We start from the raw sequence: 21,871 nt of genomic DNA, 5'->3' as shown, positions 1-21,871 counted from the left end.
CGGCGGTCGGGTTAGCGGCGCGAAAAGGACGCGCGAAGTTTTTCGAGCGCCAACAGCCCGGCTCCCGTCTTGATCGCCTCGCGGGCCGCGTCCACGCCTTCGCCGTACGTCTGGACGCGGCCGCTCACATAGAAGGCCGCTGCAGCATTGAGAACGACAGCCGCGGTTGACGGGACATTTCCCTCGCCGCGCAGCACGCGGAGCACCGCCGCGGCGTTTTCTGCCGGCGGACCGCCCGCCAGCTCCTCGGGCGTGCCATCGCCGAACCCAAAATTCCGGGGTTCGATTGTCCACTCCTTGGTTTCGCCATTTCGGATCTCGACCACCTGCGTCTCGCCGAACGGCGACACTTCGTCCATCCCGGCCCCGTGGACGACCATCGCATGATTCGCGTCGAGTTCGCGTAGCGCTCCGGCCATGAGTGCGAGACGCTTTACGTCGGCAACGCCGACCACCTGACGTCCCGCGCTGGCGGGATTGGCAAGCGGCCCGACCATGTTCATGACGGTCTGAACGCCGAGCTCGCGGCGAACCGGCCCCACGTGGCGCATGGCCGGGTGCATCAGCGGCGCGAACATGAAAACGATGCCCGCTTCCTCGAGGGAGCGCGTCATGACTTCGAGCGGGACGTCGATTCCCACACCTAGCGCCTCGAGCACGTCGGCGCTTCCGCACTGCGTGGTGAACGACCGATTGCCGTGTTTCGCCACGCGCACACCCGCGCCTGCAACGAGGAGCGCCGCGGCCGTCGAGATGTTGAACGTGTTGATCGTTCCGCCACCGGTGCCGCAGGTGTCTACCAGATCAGATTGGCGCGCAGCTGGCAGTTCCACCATTGCCTGACGAAACGCGCGAACCACGGCGGCGAGATCTTGAGGCGTTTCGCCTCGCACCCGTAGGCCGATAAGAAGCGCCGAGATCTGCGCCGGCGTAGCGTCGCCGCGCAGGACGACGTTGAACGCTTCTGTCAGTTCGCTCGGATCTGGTCCTTCGCCCGCCGCGAGGCGTTTGATCGTGCCGAGAAGAGCGTTTGGTGGATTAGCGGACACTGAGTGCTTCGCCGAGACGTTCAGGCAGACGGGCGCGCAATGCGACCAGTGCTACAACCAATCCAAGGATGCGCACTCGGTCAACGTCTTCCTCGACGAACATGCCGTGCTGCGCGCGATTGGCGAGGTTCACTACACCAACCAACTCGTCGTGATAGACGAGCGGGAAGCTGATGAACGAGCCAGTCGTGAAGTACTGATCCTTGAGCAGCGGATGGTTCCGCGCGTCGGACACGTCGCGCACGAGCATTGGCTCGCGCGTCTGCGCCACAGTGCCCGATACGCCCTGCCCCATTGCTACCCGCGCGCCGTCGACGACTCCGGGCGCGATGCCCCGCGCCGAAGCGAGATACAGGTAGTCGCCCTCGCTGCTCTTGAGCATGAGCGAGCAGCGCTGCGCGTGCATGTCGTCGCCCACCAGCGCGAGCAGGCCGTCGGCCAACTGCTTCGGATCGTCGATCGACGCGTCGAGCGTGAGAACGCGGTCGAGCAAGTAAATCGTGCGCGTCTTCTGTCGAAGCGACTCGTTTCGCCGGTGCAGCTCGACGTGGGCCTTTTCCAACTGCTCCACGGCGGATCCGATCGTGGCTTCGACGGCGCCTGCGCGACGGAGCGCTCGGCGGGCGTCCTCGTTGGCCTGGGCAAGGTCACGCTCCAGCGATACGACGCGGGCCGAGTCCACCGCGGCCTGGGACGCGCTGGCGTCGAGCAGCCGTGTTTCCAGCTCAGACAGACGTCGCTTGTAGTCGCCGTGGACTCGCTGTGTCACGTCCTCCAGCGTCCGCACGGCATCCTCGCGCGCATCGCGTTCGAGGAACCGAACGTAGGCGAGCTCGAACAGCGCGATGGCCGGCAGGAAGCGCTCCGAGGTTCGCGCGCCGAACATCTTCCGCGACTCATACAGTACGAGTAGCGAGCTGAGTTCGCCGTCGTGACAGAGGCCACGCACACCGAGCCACCCCGGTTCGCCGAGCGGCGGGAGTTGGAAGAGCCGGGCGAACTCGTCGCTGCCTTCGCCAAAATCCACGAACTGGCCGCCTGCCTGAATCGCCAACCGCTCGCGACTGGGCAGGTGGTCGAGAGTCGTCTCGACCCTGGTGGAGTTCGTTTTGGCGCCGATGACGAGGATGCGATCGAGCAGCATGCTCCGCCGCCCATCGAAGGTGAGCAGCGCGACGTGCGCGTAGCGGTCGACTTCGGCCAACGCTTCGCCAAGCGCTTGGAGCGCGGCGTCCCGATTGGCGGCGACTGTCAGTGCGTGTGCTAACGAAGCGAGCGTGCGCGGCGGCATCGATTGGCTGCTTGGCGCACGGCTGAACTACTTAGGCGCGCGCGACGCGGGAAGGATTGCAGGCGAAATGTGAGTACGTAGCTCGCGCAATGTCAATCGGTTGGATCACAGTGCCGAAGGTGTAACGTTGCTTGACACTCCCTCCAGTACCGATAGTTTTCGCGCAATGGCCGAGCGCACTGTGCAACTCGTGTTGCACTACGACGGCGCCGGATTCAGCGGGTGGCAGCGCCAGCCGAATCAGCGAACCGTACAGGGCGTGTTGGAGGAGGCACTGGGGCGATTGTGCGCCACGCCAGTTGCCGCGCTTGGCTCGGGCCGCACCGACGCTGGCGTTCACGCGCGAGGCCAGGCGGTTGGAGTTCGGGTTCCAGAACGATGGCGCAGCGGCGTTCCGGAACTTCGGCGAGCATTGAACGCGGTGCTTCCCGCCGACGTGTGGGTTGCGGCCGCCGCCGAAATGCGGGACGAGTTTCACGCGCGCTACAGTGCAGTAAGCCGACGGTACCGCTACTACGTCGGCACGGATGACGAAGCACACTCTCCATTTCGGTGCCGGTATGAGCTGGCATTCGGGCAGCCCTTGCAGCGGGGCGCTCTGGATGCAGCGGCCGCCCACCTCGAGGGTGAACATTGCTTCCGGGGCTTCGCCGTACTGGGTACGGCGCCTGCCCATGACGATCACGGCTGTCGCGTGCTCAGTGCGCGATGGCACGATCGGCCTGGTGGGCTGGTGTTCGAGATCGAAGCCAACCGATTCTTGCATCACATGGTGAGATTCCTCGTCGGAACAATGCTCGACGTCGCCACCGGTCGACGGCCGCTCGGCGACATCGAGCGTCTGCTGGCCGCGGCGGATAACAGCGACGTGTCGCCGCCCGCGCCATCGCACGCGCTGTTTCTCGAGGAAGTGAAGTATCCGCAGGCGCTGTACGCCGAGGGAATATGAAAACGCTCATGGTTCGCCGCGCCGTGCACGTCGTGGGTGCGGCCATTCTCATTGGATGTTCGCGGGAGCCGCAGCGCTCGGCTGCGCAATCGTCTGGCATCGTCGCGTCTCCCACCGACCAGATTTCACAGAGTCGTAAGAACGCGCTGACGCTCGCCGTCACGAAAGTGTCTCCATCGGTAGTGACTGTGCAGACCGAGGCGGTCGATCAGTCGCCGCAGGATCCGTTCGACATGTTCTGGGGGCGCGCGCAACCCCGAACGCAGTCGGGACTGGGCAGCGGCTTCATCGTGCGCAAGGACGGCGTGATCGTCACCAATGCGCACGTGGTGGCCGGCGCCAGCAAGATCTCCGTCATGATGCGCGACGGCACCGTGTTTCCGGCCAAGCTCTTGGGCTCGGACGAAACGAACGACCTCGCCGTGCTTCGCATCGACGCGAAGAATCTTCCCGAAGTCAAACTCGGCAACTCGAGCAACCTTCTCATTGGCGAATGGGCGATTGCCATCGGCAACCCATTCGGCTTCTACCTCGGCAACGCCGAGCCGAGCGTGAGTGTCGGCGTCGTGAGCGCAACGCAGCGAAATCTCGTCGCGCCGGCCGAGGGCGGCGGCTCGTACTTCGACATGATTCAAACGGACGCGGCGATCAATCCTGGAAACTCGGGGGGACCGCTCGTCGATGCCGACGGCGACGTGATTGGCGTGAACAGCAGCATTTTCTCGCCGTCGGGTGGCTCCGTCGGACTCGGCTTCGCGATTCCGATCAACCGCGCCATTCGTGTGGTGGACGATCTGCTCACCCACGGCTCGCTGCGTAGTCCGTGGATAGGCGTGTTCCTCCAGCAGCGGCAGTCGAACAATCCGCGGGATGTCATTTCTCAGGGAGCGATCATCGCCCGCGTCACTCCGGGATCGCCGGCCGCGTCGGCAGGGCTCCAACCGGGCGACGTGATTCTCAGCGAAGGCACGCGCGTCGTGCACAACCCGTTCGACTGGAATGCAGCGCTGCTCGACCTTCGTGTAGGTGCGATGACGCGGCTGCACATCAAGCGCGGTTCACGCGAGATGGACGTCGACGTGAACATCGCCGACCTCCCAGAGGTCAACGCACCAAAGGTTCAGGTTCTTCGCGAGCTCGAGCTCGTGTCCGTTACGCCGGCCATCGCGGCCGAGCGTTCGCTGCGCTCCCAGTCGGGCGCATTGATCTACAACATCAGCGCAGACGCGTCGGATCAGACGGGACTGCTAAAGGGCGACGTCATCGTGCAAATCAACAACGCCTCGATCAAGTCGGCGCAAGACGCCGCGCGCGTCATCAGCGCGATCGGTGGGCGCACCTATCTTCGCGTGGTCATTGAACGTCAGGGTCGTCGGTTGCTCAGCGAGTTTGGAGTTCGATGACGACTCACGATCGTTACTCGTCGCCGCTCGCCGAGCGCTATGCATCGAAGGCGATGCTCGAAGTATGGTCGCCGAAAATGCGCCACGGCCTGTGGCGGCAATTGTGGCTGTGGCTCGCCGAGTCAGAGTTGGAACTTGGTGTGCCGATTCCGCCCGAAGCGATTGCGCAGATGCGCGCGCATCTCGACGACATAGACTTCGACGTCGTCGCGGCGTACGAGCGTCGGTTCCGTCATGATGTGATGGCGCACGTGCACGCGTTCGGCGACGTGGCACCCGCCGCGAAGGGATTTATTCATTACGGCGCAACGAGCGCGTTCGTCACCGACAACGCGGACCTCATGCTCATGCGTCGCGGCCTCGAGCTGTTGCGCGGCAAGATCGTGAATGTCCTTCGCGCACTCTCGCTCTTCGCGCGCGAGTGGCGAAGCGAGGCAACGCTGGGTTCGACGCACCTACAGCCTGCTCAGCCGACGACCGTCGGTAAGCGCGCGACGCTGTGGATGCAGGATCTCGTGCTCGATCTCGCCGACCTCGATCATCGCATTGCCACGCTGCCGTGTCGGGGTGTGAAAGGCACGACGGGTACGCAGGCGAGCTTTCTCGAGATCTTTGGCGGCGATCACGCCAAGGTTCGCGAACTCGACGCGCGCGTCACCACCAAGATGGGATTTGCGTCGTCGATTCCGGTGTCGGGCCAGACCTATTCGCGCAAGCTCGACGCGCAGGTGCTCGGCGTGGTTGCAGGTATCGCATCGAGCGCCATGAAGTTCAGCGGCGACGTTCGCGTGCTGCAGTCCGTTGGCGAAATCGAAGAGCCATTCGAGACCGAGCAGATTGGCTCATCGGCCATGGCGTACAAGCGAAACCCAATGCGCTCTGAGCGCATCGCATCGCTGGCGCGTTTCGTCGTCACGCTCGAGCCGAATGCGAATCTCACGCATGGCGTGCAGTTCTTCGAGCGTACGCTCGACGACAGCGCGAACCGTCGTCTCGTGATTCCCGAAAGCTTCCTGGCGACGGACGCCATTTTGATTCTCATGGAGAATGTGTCGCGCGGTCTGGAAGTGCATCCGGCGCGCATTCGTCGCCGATTGGAAGACGAGCTTCCGTTCATGGCCACGGAAGAGCTGATTGTCCGCGCCGTACGTGCGGGCGGCGATCGTCAGGTGGCGCACGAGCGCATTCGTCAGCATAGCATCGAGGCAGCGCGGGCGCTGAAGAACGGCGCAACGCGCAACGACATGCTCGACCGGCTGTCTGCCGATCCGGAGTTTGGCGTTTCCATTACCGACATGGAGTCAGCGCTCGACGCGTCGCGCTTCGTTGGCCGCGCGCCTGAGCAGGTCGACGAGTTCCTCGAAAACGTCGTAGGTCCGCTCCTCGCCGGTCACCGCGAGCAAGCGCTCGAGGAGGTACGCGTATGACGATCGCCAATCTGGCTCCGCTTCCGCTGCAACATCTGCGGCGTGGCAAGGTGCGCGAGGTCTACATTGTCGACGACGACCGCTTGCTGCTCGTCGCGACCGATCGCGTCAGCGCATTCGACGTCGTGATGGCCGAGCCGATTCCATACAAGGGCGCCGTGCTCACGCAGATCACCGCGTGGTGGCTGAGGCAACTCGAGGGCGACGTGCACCATCACATGCTCTCGTCCAACGTCGACGAGATCGTCGAGATGATTCCGGCGCTCGCCGATCATCGCGACGTGCTCGCTGGTCGCGCAATGCTCTGCCGGCGAACCGAGGTCTTTCCGATTGAATGTGTGATTCGCGGATATCTCTCGGGCTCAGCGTGGAAGGAGTATGCGCAATCCGGAACCCTCGCCGGGGAGTCGATGGCGCCGGGCATGCGCGAGAGTGAACGCCTCGATCCCCCGCTCTTCAGTCCTGCAACCAAGGCCGAGAGTGGTCACGACGAGAACATTACCGTGGCGCGGGTCGCCGAAACGGTTGGCCCTGAGGTCGCGCGTGAGCTCGAACGTCTGAGCCGCATGGTGTACGAACGCGGCCGCGCTGTAGCGGCCGAGCGCGGCATCGTGATCGCGGATACCAAGTTCGAGTTCGGCCGTGACCGCGAGGGCACGATCACCCTGATCGACGAAGTCCTCACGCCAGACAGTTCGCGCTTCTGGCCGGCCGATCAGTACCAGCCGGGCCGTGGACAGCCGAGCTTCGATAAGCAGCCCCTGCGCGACTATCTCGACGCCGAGCGTCGCGCCGGCCGGTGGAATGGCGACGCGCCACCGCCGCCGCTACCTGAGGCGGTCGTCCAAGCGACCAGCGCTCGCTACCTTGATGCCTTCCGTCGGATCACCGGAAACGCGCTCAATCTCGCGGAGCTATCGTGAACTTTGCACGTGAAGGCTTGAGCTTCATCGTCGTCTCGGCGCTCGTCGCCGTTGGCGCGTTCGGTGTGGCGCTGACGCGGCGTTCGTGGCCGCTCTGGCTCATCGCATTCGCACTGACCCTCATCGCATTGTGGGTTGCTTACTTCTTCCGCGATCCGCAGCGACAGGGTGAGCGCGGCGAGCGATTGGTGATCTCGCCGGCAGATGGAAAGGTCGTGATGATCACCGAAGTGGACGAGCCGACGTTCATGAAGTCGCGCGCGATCCGTATCTCGATCTTCATGAACGTGTTCAACGTGCACGTCAACCGATATCCCGTGAGCGGAATCGTTCGGCTCGTGCAGCGGAAGCCGGGGCGCTTTCTCAACGCAGCCGCTGAAGAGTCGAGTCTCGAGAATGAGCAATCGTCGATCGGCATCGAGTCTGGGTCGAATCAAATTCTCGTTCGCCAGATTGCCGGTCTCATTGCGCGCCGAATCATCACTGACTCGAAAGAAGGCGAGCACGTGAAGCAAGGTGAGCGCATGGGCCTCATCCGCTTCGGTTCGCGCGTCGACGTGTTCCTGCCAGTCGGTTCCAAGGTGCGCGCGAAGGTGGGCGACATCACCTTCTCCGGCGTTACCGTCATCGCGGATCTGGCCGGTCAATGAACGCACTGCAACGCGGCTCTCGCCTGGCAAAGGACCGGCAGGGCGTCCGTCGTGCGGTGGTCCTGATGCCGAACGGATTGACGCTGTTCAATCTGTTCTGCGGGATCTACGCGATCCTCCTGGCCATTCGCGGCAAGTACGCCGAAGCGCCGGCATTCATCGTTCTTGGCGGCATTGCCGACACGCTCGACGGGCGAGTCGCTCGCGCAACAGGAACGGGCAGCCGGTTCGGCGAGGAGCTCGACTCACTCGTCGACGCGATTTCGTTTGGCTTCGCGCCATCGCTGATCGTGTATCTCGGAATGTTGAACCGCGGCGGGTGGGAATGGCTGATGGTCTTCATCTTCACGGCGTGCGCCGTGATGCGTCTCGCGCGCTTCAACGTGGAGCAGGCGGGGCGAAAGAAGACGCACTTCCACGGTTTGCCCAGTCCCGCGGCCGGGCTCACGCTCGCCACGTACTACTGGTTCGCGCAAACGCCGCTGTACAACCAGACGGTGATTCTTTTCACCGACAGCAAAACGCTGTCAGACCTTCCCTGGCCTACGATACTTAGTGGCCTGATGGCCATTCTCGCCGCACTGATGATCAGCGACGTGCCGTATCCGACGGTCCCGTCAATCGGGTTCAACTCGATACGACGAATCCTCGGCACGCTGGTGATCGCTGCGTCGGTGGTGTTGCTCCTCGTGCGACGAGAGGAGTTCATCTTCCCCGCGCTGCTCGCGTACGTGTTGTACGGCGCAGTGAAATGGGTGATCCTCGGCTTCCTTGGGCGCTCGAGTACACCCGACGAAGTCTTCGGCACTACAGGCGGTTTTGGCACCGAGGGCGGACGCTCGCCCGAAAACCGCAGACCGCCCGGTGCGCGCCTCACGCCTCCTGTGGCGCAGGCAGCCGTCGAAGCGCCGCGTGACGAACGCGCCCGCGACGAACGTGTCCGTGAAGATCGTCGCCGCGACGACTCCGAGACGACCGACGAACGGCGCGCCGCCGACGGTCAGCCGGCACGTCGCAAGCGTCGTCGTCGTCGCGGCGGAAGCCGTGCGCCAGGAAGCAATCCGCCGCCGTCCAATCCCTCCTCGTCCACTCCCGACTCGCCGACAGGTCAGTCTGAATGAATCACTATCGTATCGCCGTACACATCACTCCTCGTCGCGGCATTCTCGACCCGCAGGGTCGTACGGTCGCCGACGCCCTTCACACGCTCGGCTTCGCAACCGTGCGCGACGTGCACGTCGGGCGACACATTGTCGTCGAGATCGACGCTGGCGACCGCAAGACTGCCGAGCAGTCGACGCGCGAAATGTGTGAGCGTTTGCTCGCCAATCCAGTGACCGAGGATTTCGAGATCGCGAGCGTCGAGGGAGACTGAATATGAGATTCGGTATCGTGACGTTCCCGGGCTCCAACTGCGACTACGACGCCTACCAGGCGGTGGTCGAGAAGCTCGGTGAAGAGGCCGTTTATCTGTGGCACAAGGATCACGACCTCAAACAGAGCGACGTCGTGATCCTGCCGGGTGGCTTCAGCTACGGTGACTACCTCCGTGCCGGGGCGATCGCGCGCTTCAGCCCCATCATGCAGGACGTCGTGGCGCACGCAAAACGTGGCGGTCCGGTTCTGGGGATCTGCAACGGCTTTCAGATCGCCTGTGAGGCCGGGTTGCTGCCCGGTGCTCTGCTCCGCAACGCAAGCCTCAAGTACATCGGCGAGTGGATTCGCATTCGGGTCGAGGAGACGGACACGCTCTTCACCAACCGGTATGAGCCGGGCACGATTCTGCGAATTCCCATCGCGCATGGTGACGGGCGTTACACCGCGGATGAGGCCGCTCTCGATAAACTGGAAGGTGATGGTCGTGTGGTCTTCCGTTACGCCGGTGGTCCGGCGGACGCGGATGAATATTGGAGCCCGAACGGTTCCATGCGCGCCATCGCCGGCATCATCAACGATACCGGCAACGTGCTTGGCATGATGCCGCATCCAGAGCGGGCAATGGATTCGCTTCTCGGCTCCGACGACGGACTGGGAGTGTTCGAGTCGATGCTCGCGAGAGTCGCGGCATAAGGAATTGTAAATATGCGTTCGCTCATCACGGTCGTTGCACTCGCCGCATCCGCGGCCGTTCTTCCGGCGCAGTCCGCGAAGATCGACCCGGGCATGACGAAGGATCAGGTCATCGCCAAGCTCGGCGAACCACTCTCGGTTCGCTCGCGCAACAGCTTCACCTACCTGCTCTACCGCAACGGCTGCGAAAAGAAGTGCGGCATGAACGACCTCGTCGTGCTCGACAGCGGCAAGGTCGTCGATGCTGTGTTCCGCTCTGCCAGTCGTGAATTCAGCGGCACCAGCAGCTCGCCGCGCATGATCACCGAACCCGAAGCCAAGAAGAACTCCGCGTCGGGTGCTCCGCTCAAACTCGCCCCGGCGCCTGCCAAGACGCCGCCCGATCCCAAGAAGCCTTCTCCTGAATTGCTCCGGTGACGCCACCCACCACCTCCTCCTCGACCAAAACCGTCGAAGCCCGCCCGGGCGATCCGCTGATCACCCCTGCATTGATCAGCGAACACGGCCTGACGACTGATGAATACCAGCGTCTGGTCGCCATGCTCGGCCGGGATCCGACGTTCACCGAACTTGGAATCGTCAGTGCGCTCTGGAGTGAGCACTGCTCGTACAAACACTCTCGGCCACTCCTCAAGACTCTCCCCACCAAGGCGCCGTACGTCTTGCAGGGTCCCGGCGAAAACGCCGGCGTAATCTCGATCGGAGACGGACTCGCCGTCGCCTTCAAGATCGAATCGCACAACCACCCATCCGCGGTCGAGCCCTATCAGGGCGCCGCGACCGGTGTTGGCGGAATTCTACGCGACGTCTTCACCATGGGCGCGCGCCCCATCGCCATGCTGAATTCGCTCCGCTTTGGATCGCTGGATTCGGCGCGCGTTCGATATCTGTTCGCGGGCGTCATCAAAGGCATTGGCGACTACGGCAACTGTGTCGGTATTCCGACCGTCGCCGGTGAAGTTGCCTTCGATCCGTCGTACGAGGGCAATCCGCTCGTCAACGCAATGTGTGTTGGCCTTCTTCGCGAAGACGAGCTCATTCTCGCGGTGGCGCAGGGCGTTGGAAATCCCATCATCGCCGTTGGTGCGCGCACGGGTCGCGATGGTATTCACGGCGCATCGTTCGCCTCCGAGGATCTTTCCGAGCAGAGCGAAGCGAAGCGTCCGCGCGTCCAGGTCGGCGATCCGTTCACGGAGAAGCTGTTGCTCGAGGCCAGTCTCGAGTTGATTCGCAGCGGCGCCATCGTTGCCATTCAGGACATGGGCGCGGCCGGACTCACTTCATCGTCGGCCGAGATGGCCGCGCGCGGTGATGTCGGCGTCACGATCGATACGTCGAAGGTGCCCGTTCGCGAAGAGGGCATGACGCCGTATGAGATTTTGCTCAGCGAGTCGCAGGAGCGAATGCTCGTCGTCGCTACGCGCGGCCGCGAACACGAAGTCACGGCGATTCTCGAGAAGTGGGACCTCACGGCCGCCGTGATCGGCGAAGTCATCGCCGAGCCGGTGTATCGTGTGACCGAAGGCGATCGCGTTGTCGCCGAGTTCCCCGGTATTCGGCTCGTCACCGATTGCCCGACGTATGAGCCAGAAGCTCGCGAAGGCGCCGACGTCATCGCCGCCCGCGCGCGAGACGTCGCTGCCATCCCCGAGCGCGCCGAAGAGCGTGATCCGCTCTGGACGCTCACGCGGTTGCTGTCGTCGCCCACGATCGCGTCCAAGACCTGGGTGCATCGCCAGTATGACACGACCGTTCGCACGAACACCGTGATCGGACCGGGCGGCGACGCTGCAGTGGTTCGCATTCGCGGAACCGACCGCGCGCTCGCGTGCAAGACGGATTGCAACGGCCGGTATGTCTATCTGTCGCCGCGCGTCGGAACGCAGATCGCCGTCGCCGAGGCAGCGCGCAACGTGGCGTGTACCGGTGCGCGGCCGATGGCGATTACGAATAATCTGAACTTCGGAAATCCAAAGCGCCCGGAAGTGTACTTCCAGCTGCGTGAAGCGGTTCGAGGCATGGGCGAAGCCTGCAATGCGCTCGGAACTCCAGTCACCGGCGGCAACGTCTCGCTGTACAACGAGAATCCCACGGGCGCGGTGTACCCCACGCCCGTCGTCGGCATGATCGGCGTTATCGATTCCCTGGCCCACGTCACGCGGTCGAACTTCCGAAAAGAAGGCGACGCGATCGTGCTACTTGGCGAGCCCACCTCTGAGCTCGGCGCGAGCGAATACCTCGCACGCATTCACGGAGTGGTTGCGGGGGCGCCGCCAGCGTGCGATCTCGCCGCGGAACGTGCGCTCATCGACGCACTGCTCGAGTCGATCACAGGCGGCGCGATTGCGTCGGCACACGACTGCAGCGACGGCGGACTCGCCGTTGCGCTCGCCGAGTGCTGCATGATGGACCGCGAAGCACGTCATGGTGCAGCGATCGATCTCACACCGTGGCGTGACATCGCGACGCGCGCGTTGCTCTTTGGCGAAGCGCAGGCGCGAGTCATCGTGTCGACTGATCGGCCAGACACCGTGCTGGCAGTTGCCAAGAAGCACGGTGTCCCGGCGCGAGTCATCGGCACCGTGGGACCGCTCGAGGGACCGCTCACCATTTCGACCGCCACGACGCGCCTCACGGCGCCGCTCGCTGCGCTCGACGAGGCGTACCACGAAGCGATCCCGCGAATCATGTCGCAAGCCGCGGTTGCGTCACCGTCGTGATATTACGTGATGGTCTGATGTTCGTTCGCCTGTAGCGAGGAGCTAGAGCCAGTGTGCGGAATATTCGGGGTTCGTGGCCACGTTGACGCGCCGCAAATCGCGCTGCTTGGTCTGTATTCATTGCAACATCGTGGGCAGGAATCGGTCGGCGTCGTGTCGATCGATCCAAACGGTCAGGCGCGCGCCGTGCGCAACATGGGCACGCTGTCTGACAGCGTTGGCCAGGAGCTGACCAAACTTCCTGGCATCTCGGCGGTCGGACATACGCGGTACAGTACGTCCGGATCGTCGACGATCGAGAACGCGCAGCCTGTGGTTGCCCGATCGAAGGGCGGCTACATCACGCTCGCGCACAATGGAAACATTACTAACGCTGGCGAACTACGCCTCGAGCTCGAGGAAGCGGGGTCGATTTTCGGCTCGACGAACGATTCGGAAGTCGTCGTTCATCGGCTCGCTCGATCAAACGCGAATACGCCGGCCGAACGTTTGGCCGACGCGCTCGCTGGAGTCGAAGGCGCGTACAGTCTGATCGTCGCGATGGGCGACACGGTCATGGCGGCGCGCGATCCGCGTGGTTGGCGTCCGCTTGCCATGGGTCGTCTCGGCGACGCCGTTGTGTTCGCCTCTGAGACGTGCGCGCTCGACATCGTTGGCGCGACATTCGAACGCGACGTCGAACCTGGCGAGATCGTCTCGGTCGGGCCGAATGGAACGCACTCCATTCATCCGTTGCCCAAGCAAGATCTCAAGCGCTGTGTGTTCGAGTACGTCTATTTCGCTCGACCAGATAGTCGGGTCTTCAGCGGCTCGGTCAATTCCGCGCGTCGCGCGCTTGGTCGTCGGTTGGCCCAAGAGCACCCGGCACCAACGGCGGACATCGTATTCAGCGTGCCCGACTCGTCGAACTCCGCCGCACTCGGCTTCGCTGAGGAAAGCGGAATCCCGTACGAGCTGGCGTTGATTCGAAATCACTACGTCGGACGAACGTTCATTCAGCCAACGCAGGCCGGGCGCGATGCGAAGGTCAAGGTGAAATACAACGCCGTTCGCGAAGTGCTCGAAGGCAAGAGCGTCGTGATGGTCGACGACTCGATTGTTCGCGGCACCACGACGCGCGGTCTTGTTGCGCTCGTTCGCGCGGCCGGTGCGCGCGAAGTGCACATGCGGGTGAGCTCGGCACCGGTCACCGGACCGTGCTATTACGGCATCGATACGCCGTCGCGCGAAGAGCTGATCGCCGCCAATAACACCACCGAAGAAATCGCCGCGCACCTTGGCGCCGATTCGTTGGGATACCTGTCGCTCGACGGAATGTTGGAGTCAGTCCCCTCTGGACCCAGCGGCTTTTGTCATGCCTGTTTCTCGGGCGACTATCCGACGCCGCCACCCACTGATCCTGACAAGCTTCGCTTTGGGTGTGGATGCTAGATAGCCACTAGGCGCTAGAACAAGGCGCTAGAGATTCGGAAGAAGTTGATAGGGTGTCGCTCGTCCCTCGGGTTCGTCGTGGGATTCACAAAAGGTCACCGGGATCACCGTGCTTCTAGCGCCTCGCATCCAGTGCCAAGTGGCTACCCGTGTCTAGCATTCAGTCAATCGCCGTGAGCTCTCCTATGTCAGGCGCCGCCGAATCGAAGTCGGTTTACTTCTTCGGCGGCGGACAGGCTGAAGGCACGAAGGAAATGAAGTCCGTTCTCGGCGGCAAAGGTGCAAACCTCGCCGAGATGACTAATCTTGGCGTGCCGGTGCCGCCGGGCTTCACGATCGCGTGCTCGCTGTGCGTCAACTACCTGCGCGATCGTAAGATTCCCGACGCGCTACGCACCGAAGTCGACGCGGCCCTCAAACATCTCGAACAGGTCACGGAGAAGCGGTTCGGCGACGTCAACATGCCGCTCCTTGTTTCTGTTCGATCGGGCGCGCCGGTGTCGATGCCCGGTATGATGGAAACAATCCTCAACCTCGGGTTGAACGATCGCACCGTGATGGGTCTCGCACGCGCGAGCGGCAATGCGCGTTTCGCGTACGACTCCTATCGCCGGTTCATCCAGATGTATGGCGACGTCGTACTCGGTGTGCCCTTCGCCAAGTTCGAGCACCTGCTCTCGGCCAAACGACTGACAACCGGCGCGTCCACCGACGCCGAGTTGAGCGAGTCGACGCTGCGGAGTCTCGTCGAGGAATACAAATCGCTCGTTCGCGCGCAGACGAGTCAGGATTTCCCGATGGACCCGATGACGCAGCTCTGGGGCGCGATCGAGGCGGTGTGGAAATCGTGGACGCTGAAGAAAGCCGTCGACTACCGGCGTGTGAACAACATTTCGGAGTCGCTCGGCACCGGAGTGAATATCGTCTCGATGGTATTCGGAAACCTCGGCGACGATTCGGGAACGGGCGTGGCATTCACGCGCAATCCGTCGACGGGTGAGAAGAAGTTTTATGGCGAATTCCTCATCAATGCGCAGGGTGAGGATGTCGTCGCCGGCATTCGCACGCCGCTCAGCATCGATGAGATGGCGAATCTGCTGCCCGAGTCGTACGCGGAGTTGCGTCGCACGGAAGAACGATTGGAGAATCACTTCCGCGACATGCAGGACATCGAGTTTACCGTTGAACGCGGAAAACTCTATCTGCTGCAGACGCGCACCGGTAAGCGCACCGCGGCGGCCGCTGTACGCATCGCAACGGACATGGTCGATGAAGGTGTGATCGACACGGACCTCGCCACGCTGCGCGTGGCGCCCGAGCAACTCGATCAGTTGCTGCATCCGGTCATCGACTCGGGCGTTCGCGCGACGCCGTTATGCACCGGACTTCCCGCAAGTCCAGGCGCCGCGAGCGGCATGGCTGTCTTTGATCCGGATGTCGCCGAGCAACGCGCAGCGGCGGGTGATCACGTGATCCTCGTTCGCGACGAGACCACGCCGGAGGACTTTCACGGAATCGTCGCGGCGCGTGCGGTGCTCACGGCGCGCGGCGGCATGACGAGCCACGCCGCGGTCGTTGCGCGTGGAATGGGCAAGTGCGCGGTGGTCGGCTGCAAGGACATTCACGTCGACACCGAGCATCGCCGGTTCAGTGTCGGCGAAATCACGATCCCAGAGGGCGAGTGGATCACCGTCGACGGCGCGACGGGTCGCGTCTATCGGGGCGATTTACCCACGACGCCAAGCGAGGTCGTACAGGTCGTCCGTGGGACGCGCGATCGGAAAACCGCTCCGGCGTATCAGTCCTTTTCGCGGCTACTCGGTTGGGCGGACGATGTCCGACGGCTGCGCGTACGGGCCAATGCCGACACGCCTCAAGATGCCCGGGTTGCCCGCGCCTTTGGCGCCGAGGGAATCGGGCTCTGCCGTACAGAGCACATGTTCTTCGAGGGCGACCGAATCACCGGAATGCGCGAAATGATCGTCGCGCGTGACGAAGGCGGACGCCGCCGTGCGCTGAATAAGCTCTTGCCGATGCAGCGGTCGGACTTCGAGGGGATCTTCGAGGCCATGAACGGCCTACCAGTAACGATCCGCCTGCTCGACCCGCCTTTGCACGAGTTTTTGCCCCACGGCGGCGAGGAAACCAAACTTCTTGCCCGAACCCTGGAACTTCCAAGGGCCGAATTGGGTCGCATTATAGAATCTTTGCGCGAAACCAATCCCATGTTGGGGCACCGGGGGTGCCGACTCGGCATTACTTACCCGGAGATTACGGAAATGCAGGGCCGGGCCATTTTCGAGGCTGCCGTCAAGGCGAAACGAAGAGGGCTCGACGTACGTCCTGAGATCATGATTCCGCTCGTCGCCACACTGGGCGAGTTCGAGAATCAGCGAGCCATTTTGGAAGAGGCCGCTCGGGTGGTTCTTGGCGGTATGGGAGAAGAAGTCGCCTATACCATAGGGACCATGATCGAGCTTCCTCGAGCGGCTTTGATCGCCGATGAGATAGCGACCAAGGCCGAGTTCTTTTCGTTCGGAACCAATGATTTAACGCAAACAACATTTGGATTGAGCCGGGATGATGCCGGCAAATTCCTACCGAATTATGTAGAACGTGGTATACTTCCCGACGATCCGTTCCAGGTTTTGGACAGGAACGGTGTCGGCAAGCTGATTGGATTTGCCGTATCTGCCGGTCGGAGCGTCCGCCCTGAACTCAAGGTGGGCATCTGCGGTGAACATGGCGGTGAACCGCGCTCCGTGAAGTTCTGCCACTCGATCGGCCTCGATTACGTCTCCTGTTCGCCCTACCGCGTTCCAATCGCACGCCTAGCCGCAGCCCATGCCGCTCTTGAATCCCCCCCACCAGACAAAGCGCACGCGTCGTAGCCACCCCACCCTCCCGAATCTGCCCGATCTCGAGTTCATCAAGGGCGATGAGAGGCCGCTACGTATCGCGCTGGTCACCGAGTACTACTATCCACATCTGGGCGGGGTGTGTGAGCACGTTCACTTCTTCGCCCGCGAAGCGCGCCGTCGTGGTCACCACGTCGACGTCATCACGTCGCAGATTCCCGGCGCTGAACCGCAGCCGAACGTCATTCGACTCGGCCGCAGTCAACCGGTGTACGCGAACGGATCACAGGCGCGAATCACCCTCGGGTGGAATCTTCGCCGTGACATGCGTCGCGTCCTGCGTGAAGGCCGGTATGACATCGTCCACGTGCACTCGCCGTTGACGCCTGTACTGCCCCTCCTCGCTATCGAAGAAGCCGAAGTCCCCGTCATCGGCACGTTCCACACGTATTTCGATCGCTCGGTCGGCTACACGCTCGGCCGCAAGTTTTTCCAGAAGCGACTCGATATGCTTTCGACGGCCATTGCCGTTTCGAACAGCACCACGGTCGCGCTGAATCGGTATTTCGACGCGGATTGGCAGGTCATTCCCAACGGCATCGACACGGACGTCTTTCATCCGAGTGCGCCTCCGCCGCCAGGAATCGACAAGGATGTGCCGACGATTCTGTTCCTCGGCCGCTTTGATCCGCGCAACGGACTAACGACGCTCATCGAATCGTTCCAGAAGGTGAAGGGCCGTGGCAATCGCGGTCGTGAAGCGAAGCTCGTCGTCGTTGGCGACGGCCCGCTTCGTGAGCACTACTACAAGCAAGCGAACGGCGACAAGGACATCACCTTCGTTGGCGCCGTGCTCGAAGGACGTCCGAGCTACTACGCTCACAGCTCCGTGTATGCCTGCCCCACCACGAAGGCCTCGTTCGGCATCACGCTGCTCGAGTCCATGGCGTGCGAAACGCCCGTGGTGTGTTCCGACATTCTCGGCTTCCGTGACGTCGTCGTCGACGGTCGTGAAGCGCTGATGGTTCCGTGCGGCGATCGCGATGCGCTTGCCGATGCCCTCGTCCGCGTGCTCGACGATCAGGGTCTGGCCATCCAGCTCGGCACCACGGGCCGCCAGAATTCTCTCGAATACTCGTGGGCGCGTGTCACGTCTCGCGTGCTGGACGTGTATCAGAACGTTCTCGGAAACGTCGCCGTCGGAGTATGATCTTCGGCCTCGTCGCCGGCGTCGCCATTCTTGGCGGCGCCGTGCACGGCGCGTTTCACCGCAATAGTCCGATCTTCGGTCGGCCCATCACGCGCCTTCGCGCGCGTGATCGTGCTGTCGCCCTCACGTTCGACGACGGCCCGAATCCCGATGCCACGCCGCTGATCCTCGATGCGCTCCGCGAGCGCAACGTGAAGGCGACGTTCTTCATCCTCGGGCGACACGCCGAGCAGTGGCCGGAGCTCGTGGCGCGCGTCGCGAATGAAGGACATTCGATCGGCAACCACGGCTACTACCACCGCAAGCTCCACTTCAAGTCGCCCGCCTACGTTCGCGACGACTTGGAGCGCGGTACGGCGGCCATCGAGCGCGCGTCGAACGCGCATCCGCGGCTGTTCCGCGCGCCGCACGGCTTTCGGAGCCCGTGGGTGACAGCCATCGCGCGCCGGCTTGGCCAGCGCACGGTTGGCTGGTCCTTGGGGGTTTGGGATTCCGACCGACCGGGGGTCGAGGCCATCGCGAAGCGGACGGTTGAGGGCGCCCGGCCTGGTGCCATCCTGTTGCTTCACGACGGGGATGGTTACGATCCTCGGGGGGATCGGATGCAGACGGCACAGGCAGTGCCTCTCATCGTCGATCGCCTGCACGCTCAGGGGTATCGTTTCGATCTTCTCGACAACGGATGAAGAAAGCCGTAACGCACATCATTCGACTTGCTCTGAGCGCCGTCATCATCGTGGCGCTCGTGCTGTTTGCGCGAAAGGTCAATTGGCATTCGACCTGGCACAGCATGGAGCAGGCGAATCGCACGATTCTCCTCGCGGCCGCGGTCGTGAATCTGTTGTCGCTGGTCGGCAAAGCAGTTCGCTGGTGGATCTTCCTCAGGCCGGTCGGTGCGCCTTCGTTCTGGCTCGCACTCAAGGCAACGTTCGCTGGCGCCGGTCTCAACAATATTCTCGTCGCCAACGGCGGCGAGGCAGCGCGCGTGATTTTCGTTGCCCGCGCGTCGCACGTGCAGAGCGCGAAGATCCTGGCCACGCTCGCGCTCGAACGCATGTTCGAGCTGATCGGCTATGTCGTGATGCTCGCGCTCTCCGTGTCGTTTCTCGAGTTGCCGCCGGTGTTGGCTCGCACGCGCCCCGTTGCGTGGGCCGCGCTCGTGGGAATTGCGATTTTGCTCATCTGGCTCGTGCGTCGCCCGGACGTGAAAACCGAACTGGTGATCGAGCCGGCGACGCACTGGCGTGGCCGCCTTGGAAACTTTTTCCGGCATTTCGGCCACACCATCGGCGGCATTTCGACGGGACCGCGCTTCGCCGTTGCGCTACTTCTCTCCGTCGGGATATGGGCCCTGCAGGTGTGGACCTACAGCCTCACTGCACGCTCGGCTGACTTCAACATTCCGCTCGTCGGCACGGTCGCGGCGATTCTGCTCGTGAACATCGGCTTTGCGACGCGCGCTACACCGGGCAACGTCGGCGTCTTTCAGGCGGCGTATGCACTGACGGCTACGAGCTTCGGAATGGATCGCGACCAGGCGATTGCTGTCGCGTTCCTCATTCAGGCACAGCAGATCATTCCGGTCACGCTACTCGGCGTCGCGCTTGCGCCGGAGTTCGTCTTCAAGCGCAAGAAGGTCGTTCGCGCCGAGGATAAGGGACTGAACCTTCCGTCACGCCACGAGGCGGAAGAGGATGAAGAGGAGCGGGTCGGGTAACGACGGGCCGATGATATCGACCCGTCGCTGCTGACCAACGTTACTTCTTTTCCGTGATCGTGAACGTGCCCGCCTTCTCCGCGTCGCGGAAGAAGCGCACGACGTCATCCACACTTACCGGACCGAACTCGGCGCTGATCGCGTTGCGCACGTCGAGAATCGATCGCGTCCCGTCGGCAAAGTTGCGCGCCTCCTGCGAGTAGTAGCCGGTCAGCGCAGGTGGAGTCGCACCGGCACCACCGCCGCCGAATCCCTGCGCGGCCGGCGCGCCCGCCTTCTTCGCGGGAACCAGCTTCGCCGCGGCCTGCTCTGCCGCGCTCAGCGCCGGAACGAGAGCGACTGCGACTTTGAAACGAGCGGCCGCACCCGTGTAAGCGAGCTGCACGCGTTGCACATCGAGCTGCTCGCCAGCCCCGAGGGTTTTCTCGAGCGCGGCGATGTCGGCAAGCGCCGGCTTGTCGCCATATGCCAATGAGCCCGCGGAGCGAACGTCGGCACGCTCTCGAACGTACGCCTGTCGCACGAGATTGAGCGCTTCCTTGTAGTTCTCGTTGAGCGACGACGCGTTGCTCGACGCGATCAGCTGTAGCGCGTTGCCCAGGTCGTCGCCGATGCGCTTCTCCGCGTAGGAGAGTGCAGTACCGGCGACTGCGACGGCGTCGGTCGGAGTTGCCGTGGCAAAGACATTCGCGATCGACACCATGAGGAACGCGGCGCGCTTCATCTGCGTCGGATCCTGGTTGGCGGGTGAGTCGTCGCTCGAGTGGTACACGGCGTCGGGCCAGTTGCCGAACTGCACCGCCGGGATGCGCGGGTTCCAGTCGAGATGCACCTGGTGATCGCTGGCGCCATAGAACTTCTCGATGTTGTACCAGAACGGGTCGCGCGTTCCCGACGGATCGATGATCGGATTCTGGAAGCCGTAGGCGACGCTCCGGTTGTGGAGCTTTTCCCGGTTCGTCTCGCCGACATATTCAAAGAACTGGCGTGAGACATCGTTGATGACGCTCGGGATCGAGTACATCGTCTGATTGAGATGCAGCGAGTTGTGGTTGATCGTCTGATTCGCGCCAACCATGTCGGTGCTGATGCTCGCGACGACGTGCTCGCCCAAGTCGGGATGCGCGCGCAGATACGCCATGGTACCGCTGATTTCCGGAACCCAGAGGAAGCGCACGGTGCGCTTGGGCTTCGGCAGGATGCCGTCCTTGATCATCTCGATCCACGCGCGGCCGGCTTCGAGCTGCGTGGCCGGGCCGCCGCAGTTGTCGTTTGCGCCCTGCTTGGCGATGCCTTCGAACAGATGCGCGGTGAAGTGGAACTCTTCGTTCGTGCTACCGTCCCCGGGAATCGTCGCGACGACGACGTTCATCGGGGCGTCATACTCGTCGGCCTTCACTTTCGCATGCACCATCACCTTCTGATGCCGCTCCAACTGCGCCAGGAGATCCATGCCCATACGGTGCGAGAGAATGAATCCCCACGTCGTGCGTCCTGCGGCGGCGCCACCGCGGCCGCCGATGCCGCTCCAGCCGATCTGGTCGGGCCGATCGATCGGCTTGCCTGTGCCGTTGAAGAAGCTCACGACGCCCTCGGCGCCGAAGCGACTCACCGCGAGATTGTGCGCTGCGCCAACGGGACCGGAGACGAGAACGATCTTCCCCTTCACATCCTTGCCGGTGTAGTCGGCTTCGGCGTCGCCACGGCCAACGTAGATCAGCTCCGCGGTGACGTCGCCGCTCTTACTACCCGTAGCGAGCGTCGTGGGAATGTCTCGGTAGCGCGTGATCAAGCGCGCCGGCCCCGGCTCGGTGACCCATAGCTCTCCCATCTCGCCGTCCCACTGCTTGCTGCCGAGTGGGAAGCGCTCGATGTGAACGTCGCTGAACCCGTAGGCCTTCGCCGTCTTCTCGGCGTATGCGGCCTCACGGTATGTCTGCGACGTGTATTCCTCCGCGGGCCGATTGCGCTCGTAGGGACACATCTCGAGCACGTGATTGTGCGCCTGCGCGCCGCTCACGCGCTGCGCGATTGCGTCGAGTGTGGGCCCGGGAATCAGAGTGCGAGGATCGGCCTGAACCTGCGCGGCGAGATGAAAGGGAAACGCGACGATTGCGGAAATCGCAATCGTCGCGCGGCAAAGGCGAGCAGTCGACATGTGGGCGGTGTTGAA

At 63.1% G+C, this 21,871-nt stretch carries 18 protein-coding genes; 15 read left to right on the top strand and 3 right to left on the bottom strand.

The genetic code is table 11. The features are described 5' to 3' along the window. Positions 1-11: 11 nt before the first annotated feature. A complete protein-coding gene (gene trpD / locus AC6H4Z_RS12885) occupies positions 12-1,049 on the bottom strand; it encodes an anthranilate phosphoribosyltransferase (RefSeq protein ID WP_497542370.1) in 1,038 nt (345 codons plus the stop codon). Continuing rightward, on the bottom strand, positions 1,039-2,340 hold the full coding sequence (locus AC6H4Z_RS12880) for a GAF domain-containing protein (protein ID WP_497542369.1): 1,302 nt from the start codon (positions 2,338-2,340) through the stop codon (positions 1,039-1,041). Before AC6H4Z_RS12880 ends, trpD begins: the two co-directional genes overlap by 11 nt. A 166-nt stretch (positions 2,341-2,506) precedes the next feature. Between AC6H4Z_RS12880 and truA the strand changes: the two genes are divergently transcribed. From truA to AC6H4Z_RS12805, 15 genes are all read left to right on the top strand, one after another. After that, a complete protein-coding gene (truA, locus tag AC6H4Z_RS12875; protein WP_497542368.1) occupies positions 2,507-3,289 on the top strand; it encodes a tRNA pseudouridine(38-40) synthase TruA in 783 nt (260 codons plus the stop codon). Further along, the gene (locus AC6H4Z_RS12870; protein WP_497542367.1) at positions 3,286-4,692 is read left to right on the top strand and encodes a trypsin-like peptidase domain-containing protein; all 1,407 of its coding nucleotides are present in this window, start codon (positions 3,286-3,288) and stop codon (positions 4,690-4,692) included. The genes truA and AC6H4Z_RS12870 overlap by 4 nt, the downstream gene beginning before the upstream one ends. Beyond that, positions 4,689-6,119 carry an adenylosuccinate lyase gene (purB, locus tag AC6H4Z_RS12865; RefSeq protein ID WP_497542366.1) on the top strand — a complete coding sequence of 477 codons (1,431 nt, stop codon included), beginning with the start codon at positions 4,689-4,691 and terminating at the stop codon, positions 6,117-6,119. Before AC6H4Z_RS12870 ends, purB begins: the two co-directional genes overlap by 4 nt. Further along, positions 6,116-7,042, top strand: coding sequence for a phosphoribosylaminoimidazolesuccinocarboxamide synthase (locus AC6H4Z_RS12860; RefSeq protein ID WP_497542365.1), 927 nt, complete (start codon positions 6,116-6,118; stop codon positions 7,040-7,042). Before purB ends, AC6H4Z_RS12860 begins: the two co-directional genes overlap by 4 nt. Continuing rightward, a complete protein-coding gene (locus AC6H4Z_RS12855) occupies positions 7,039-7,692 on the top strand; it encodes a phosphatidylserine decarboxylase family protein (protein ID WP_497542364.1) in 654 nt (217 codons plus the stop codon). The genes AC6H4Z_RS12860 and AC6H4Z_RS12855 overlap by 4 nt, the downstream gene beginning before the upstream one ends. Next, a complete protein-coding gene (gene pssA, locus AC6H4Z_RS12850) occupies positions 7,689-8,813 on the top strand; it encodes a CDP-diacylglycerol--serine O-phosphatidyltransferase (protein WP_497542363.1) in 1,125 nt (374 codons plus the stop codon). Before AC6H4Z_RS12855 ends, pssA begins: the two co-directional genes overlap by 4 nt. After that, the gene (gene purS, locus AC6H4Z_RS12845; RefSeq protein ID WP_497542362.1) at positions 8,810-9,067 is read left to right on the top strand and encodes a phosphoribosylformylglycinamidine synthase subunit PurS; all 258 of its coding nucleotides are present in this window, start codon (positions 8,810-8,812) and stop codon (positions 9,065-9,067) included. Before pssA ends, purS begins: the two co-directional genes overlap by 4 nt. 2 nt (positions 9,068-9,069) lie before the next feature. Further along, positions 9,070-9,762 (top strand): phosphoribosylformylglycinamidine synthase subunit PurQ, encoded by a 693-nt coding sequence (purQ, locus tag AC6H4Z_RS12840; protein ID WP_497542361.1) that lies wholly within the window; start codon positions 9,070-9,072, stop codon positions 9,760-9,762. Between the two features lie 12 nt (positions 9,763-9,774). Continuing rightward, complete coding sequence (locus AC6H4Z_RS12835; protein ID WP_497542360.1) at positions 9,775-10,179, top strand: hypothetical protein; 405 nt, start codon at positions 9,775-9,777, stop codon at positions 10,177-10,179. Positions 10,180-10,238: 59 nt separating this feature from the next. Next, positions 10,239-12,482 carry a phosphoribosylformylglycinamidine synthase subunit PurL gene (purL, locus tag AC6H4Z_RS12830; RefSeq protein ID WP_497547042.1) on the top strand — a complete coding sequence of 748 codons (2,244 nt, stop codon included), beginning with the start codon at positions 10,239-10,241 and terminating at the stop codon, positions 12,480-12,482. A 51-nt stretch (positions 12,483-12,533) separates the two neighbouring features. Beyond that, positions 12,534-13,913, top strand: a complete 1,380-nt coding sequence (purF, locus tag AC6H4Z_RS12825; RefSeq protein WP_497542359.1) for an amidophosphoribosyltransferase — start codon at positions 12,534-12,536, stop codon at positions 13,911-13,913. Between the two features lie 185 nt (positions 13,914-14,098). Then, positions 14,099-16,804: a pyruvate, phosphate dikinase gene (gene ppdK / locus AC6H4Z_RS12820; RefSeq protein WP_497547041.1), complete on the top strand. Its 2,706-nt coding sequence runs from the start codon at positions 14,099-14,101 to the stop codon at positions 16,802-16,804. Further along, positions 16,767-17,981 carry a glycosyltransferase family 4 protein gene (locus AC6H4Z_RS12815; protein WP_497542358.1) on the top strand — a complete coding sequence of 405 codons (1,215 nt, stop codon included), beginning with the start codon at positions 16,767-16,769 and terminating at the stop codon, positions 17,979-17,981. Before ppdK ends, AC6H4Z_RS12815 begins: the two co-directional genes overlap by 38 nt. After that, positions 17,978-18,667 carry a polysaccharide deacetylase family protein gene (locus AC6H4Z_RS12810; RefSeq protein WP_497542357.1) on the top strand — a complete coding sequence of 230 codons (690 nt, stop codon included), beginning with the start codon at positions 17,978-17,980 and terminating at the stop codon, positions 18,665-18,667. Before AC6H4Z_RS12815 ends, AC6H4Z_RS12810 begins: the two co-directional genes overlap by 4 nt. Continuing rightward, entirely contained in the window at positions 18,664-19,698 is a 1,035-nt protein-coding gene (locus AC6H4Z_RS12805; protein WP_497542356.1) for a lysylphosphatidylglycerol synthase transmembrane domain-containing protein, read from the top strand. The genes AC6H4Z_RS12810 and AC6H4Z_RS12805 overlap by 4 nt, the downstream gene beginning before the upstream one ends. Positions 19,699-19,738: 40 nt before the next feature. Here AC6H4Z_RS12805 and AC6H4Z_RS12800 read toward each other — a convergent pair whose 3' ends face one another. Next, the gene (locus tag AC6H4Z_RS12800; protein ID WP_497542355.1) at positions 19,739-21,856 is read right to left on the bottom strand and encodes a M28 family peptidase; all 2,118 of its coding nucleotides are present in this window, start codon (positions 21,854-21,856) and stop codon (positions 19,739-19,741) included. Between the last annotated feature and the right edge of the window lie 15 nt (positions 21,857-21,871).

The organism is Leucogemmata humicola (genome assembly GCF_055379415.1).
Note: the sequence above shows the minus strand (reverse complement) of the source record. Positions and strands in the feature narration are given on the sequence as shown.

Bases quoted from the DNA above. Each gene is read 5' to 3' on its own strand.
- AC6H4Z_RS12880 (WP_497542369.1), bottom strand. From the start codon at position 2,340: ATGCCGCCGCGCACGCTCGCTTCGTTAGCACACGCACTGACAGTCGCC.
- purQ (WP_497542361.1), top strand. From the start codon at position 9,070: ATGAGATTCGGTATCGTGACGTTCCCGGGCTCCAACTGCGACTACGAC.
- purB (WP_497542366.1), top strand. From the start codon at position 4,689: ATGACGACTCACGATCGTTACTCGTCGCCGCTCGCCGAGCGCTATGCA.
- AC6H4Z_RS12835 (WP_497542360.1), top strand. From the start codon at position 9,775: ATGCGTTCGCTCATCACGGTCGTTGCACTCGCCGCATCCGCGGCCGTT.
- AC6H4Z_RS12800 (WP_497542355.1), bottom strand. From the start codon at position 21,856: ATGTCGACTGCTCGCCTTTGCCGCGCGACGATTGCGATTTCCGCAATC.
- AC6H4Z_RS12805 (WP_497542356.1), top strand. From the start codon at position 18,664: ATGAAGAAAGCCGTAACGCACATCATTCGACTTGCTCTGAGCGCCGTC.
- purS (WP_497542362.1), top strand. From the start codon at position 8,810: ATGAATCACTATCGTATCGCCGTACACATCACTCCTCGTCGCGGCATT.
- AC6H4Z_RS12810 (WP_497542357.1), top strand. From the start codon at position 17,978: ATGATCTTCGGCCTCGTCGCCGGCGTCGCCATTCTTGGCGGCGCCGTG.
- pssA (WP_497542363.1), top strand. From the start codon at position 7,689: ATGAACGCACTGCAACGCGGCTCTCGCCTGGCAAAGGACCGGCAGGGC.
- AC6H4Z_RS12870 (WP_497542367.1), top strand. From the start codon at position 3,286: ATGAAAACGCTCATGGTTCGCCGCGCCGTGCACGTCGTGGGTGCGGCC.
- truA (WP_497542368.1), top strand. From the start codon at position 2,507: ATGGCCGAGCGCACTGTGCAACTCGTGTTGCACTACGACGGCGCCGGA.
- ppdK (WP_497547041.1), top strand. From the start codon at position 14,099: ATGTCAGGCGCCGCCGAATCGAAGTCGGTTTACTTCTTCGGCGGCGGA.
- AC6H4Z_RS12860 (WP_497542365.1), top strand. From the start codon at position 6,116: ATGACGATCGCCAATCTGGCTCCGCTTCCGCTGCAACATCTGCGGCGT.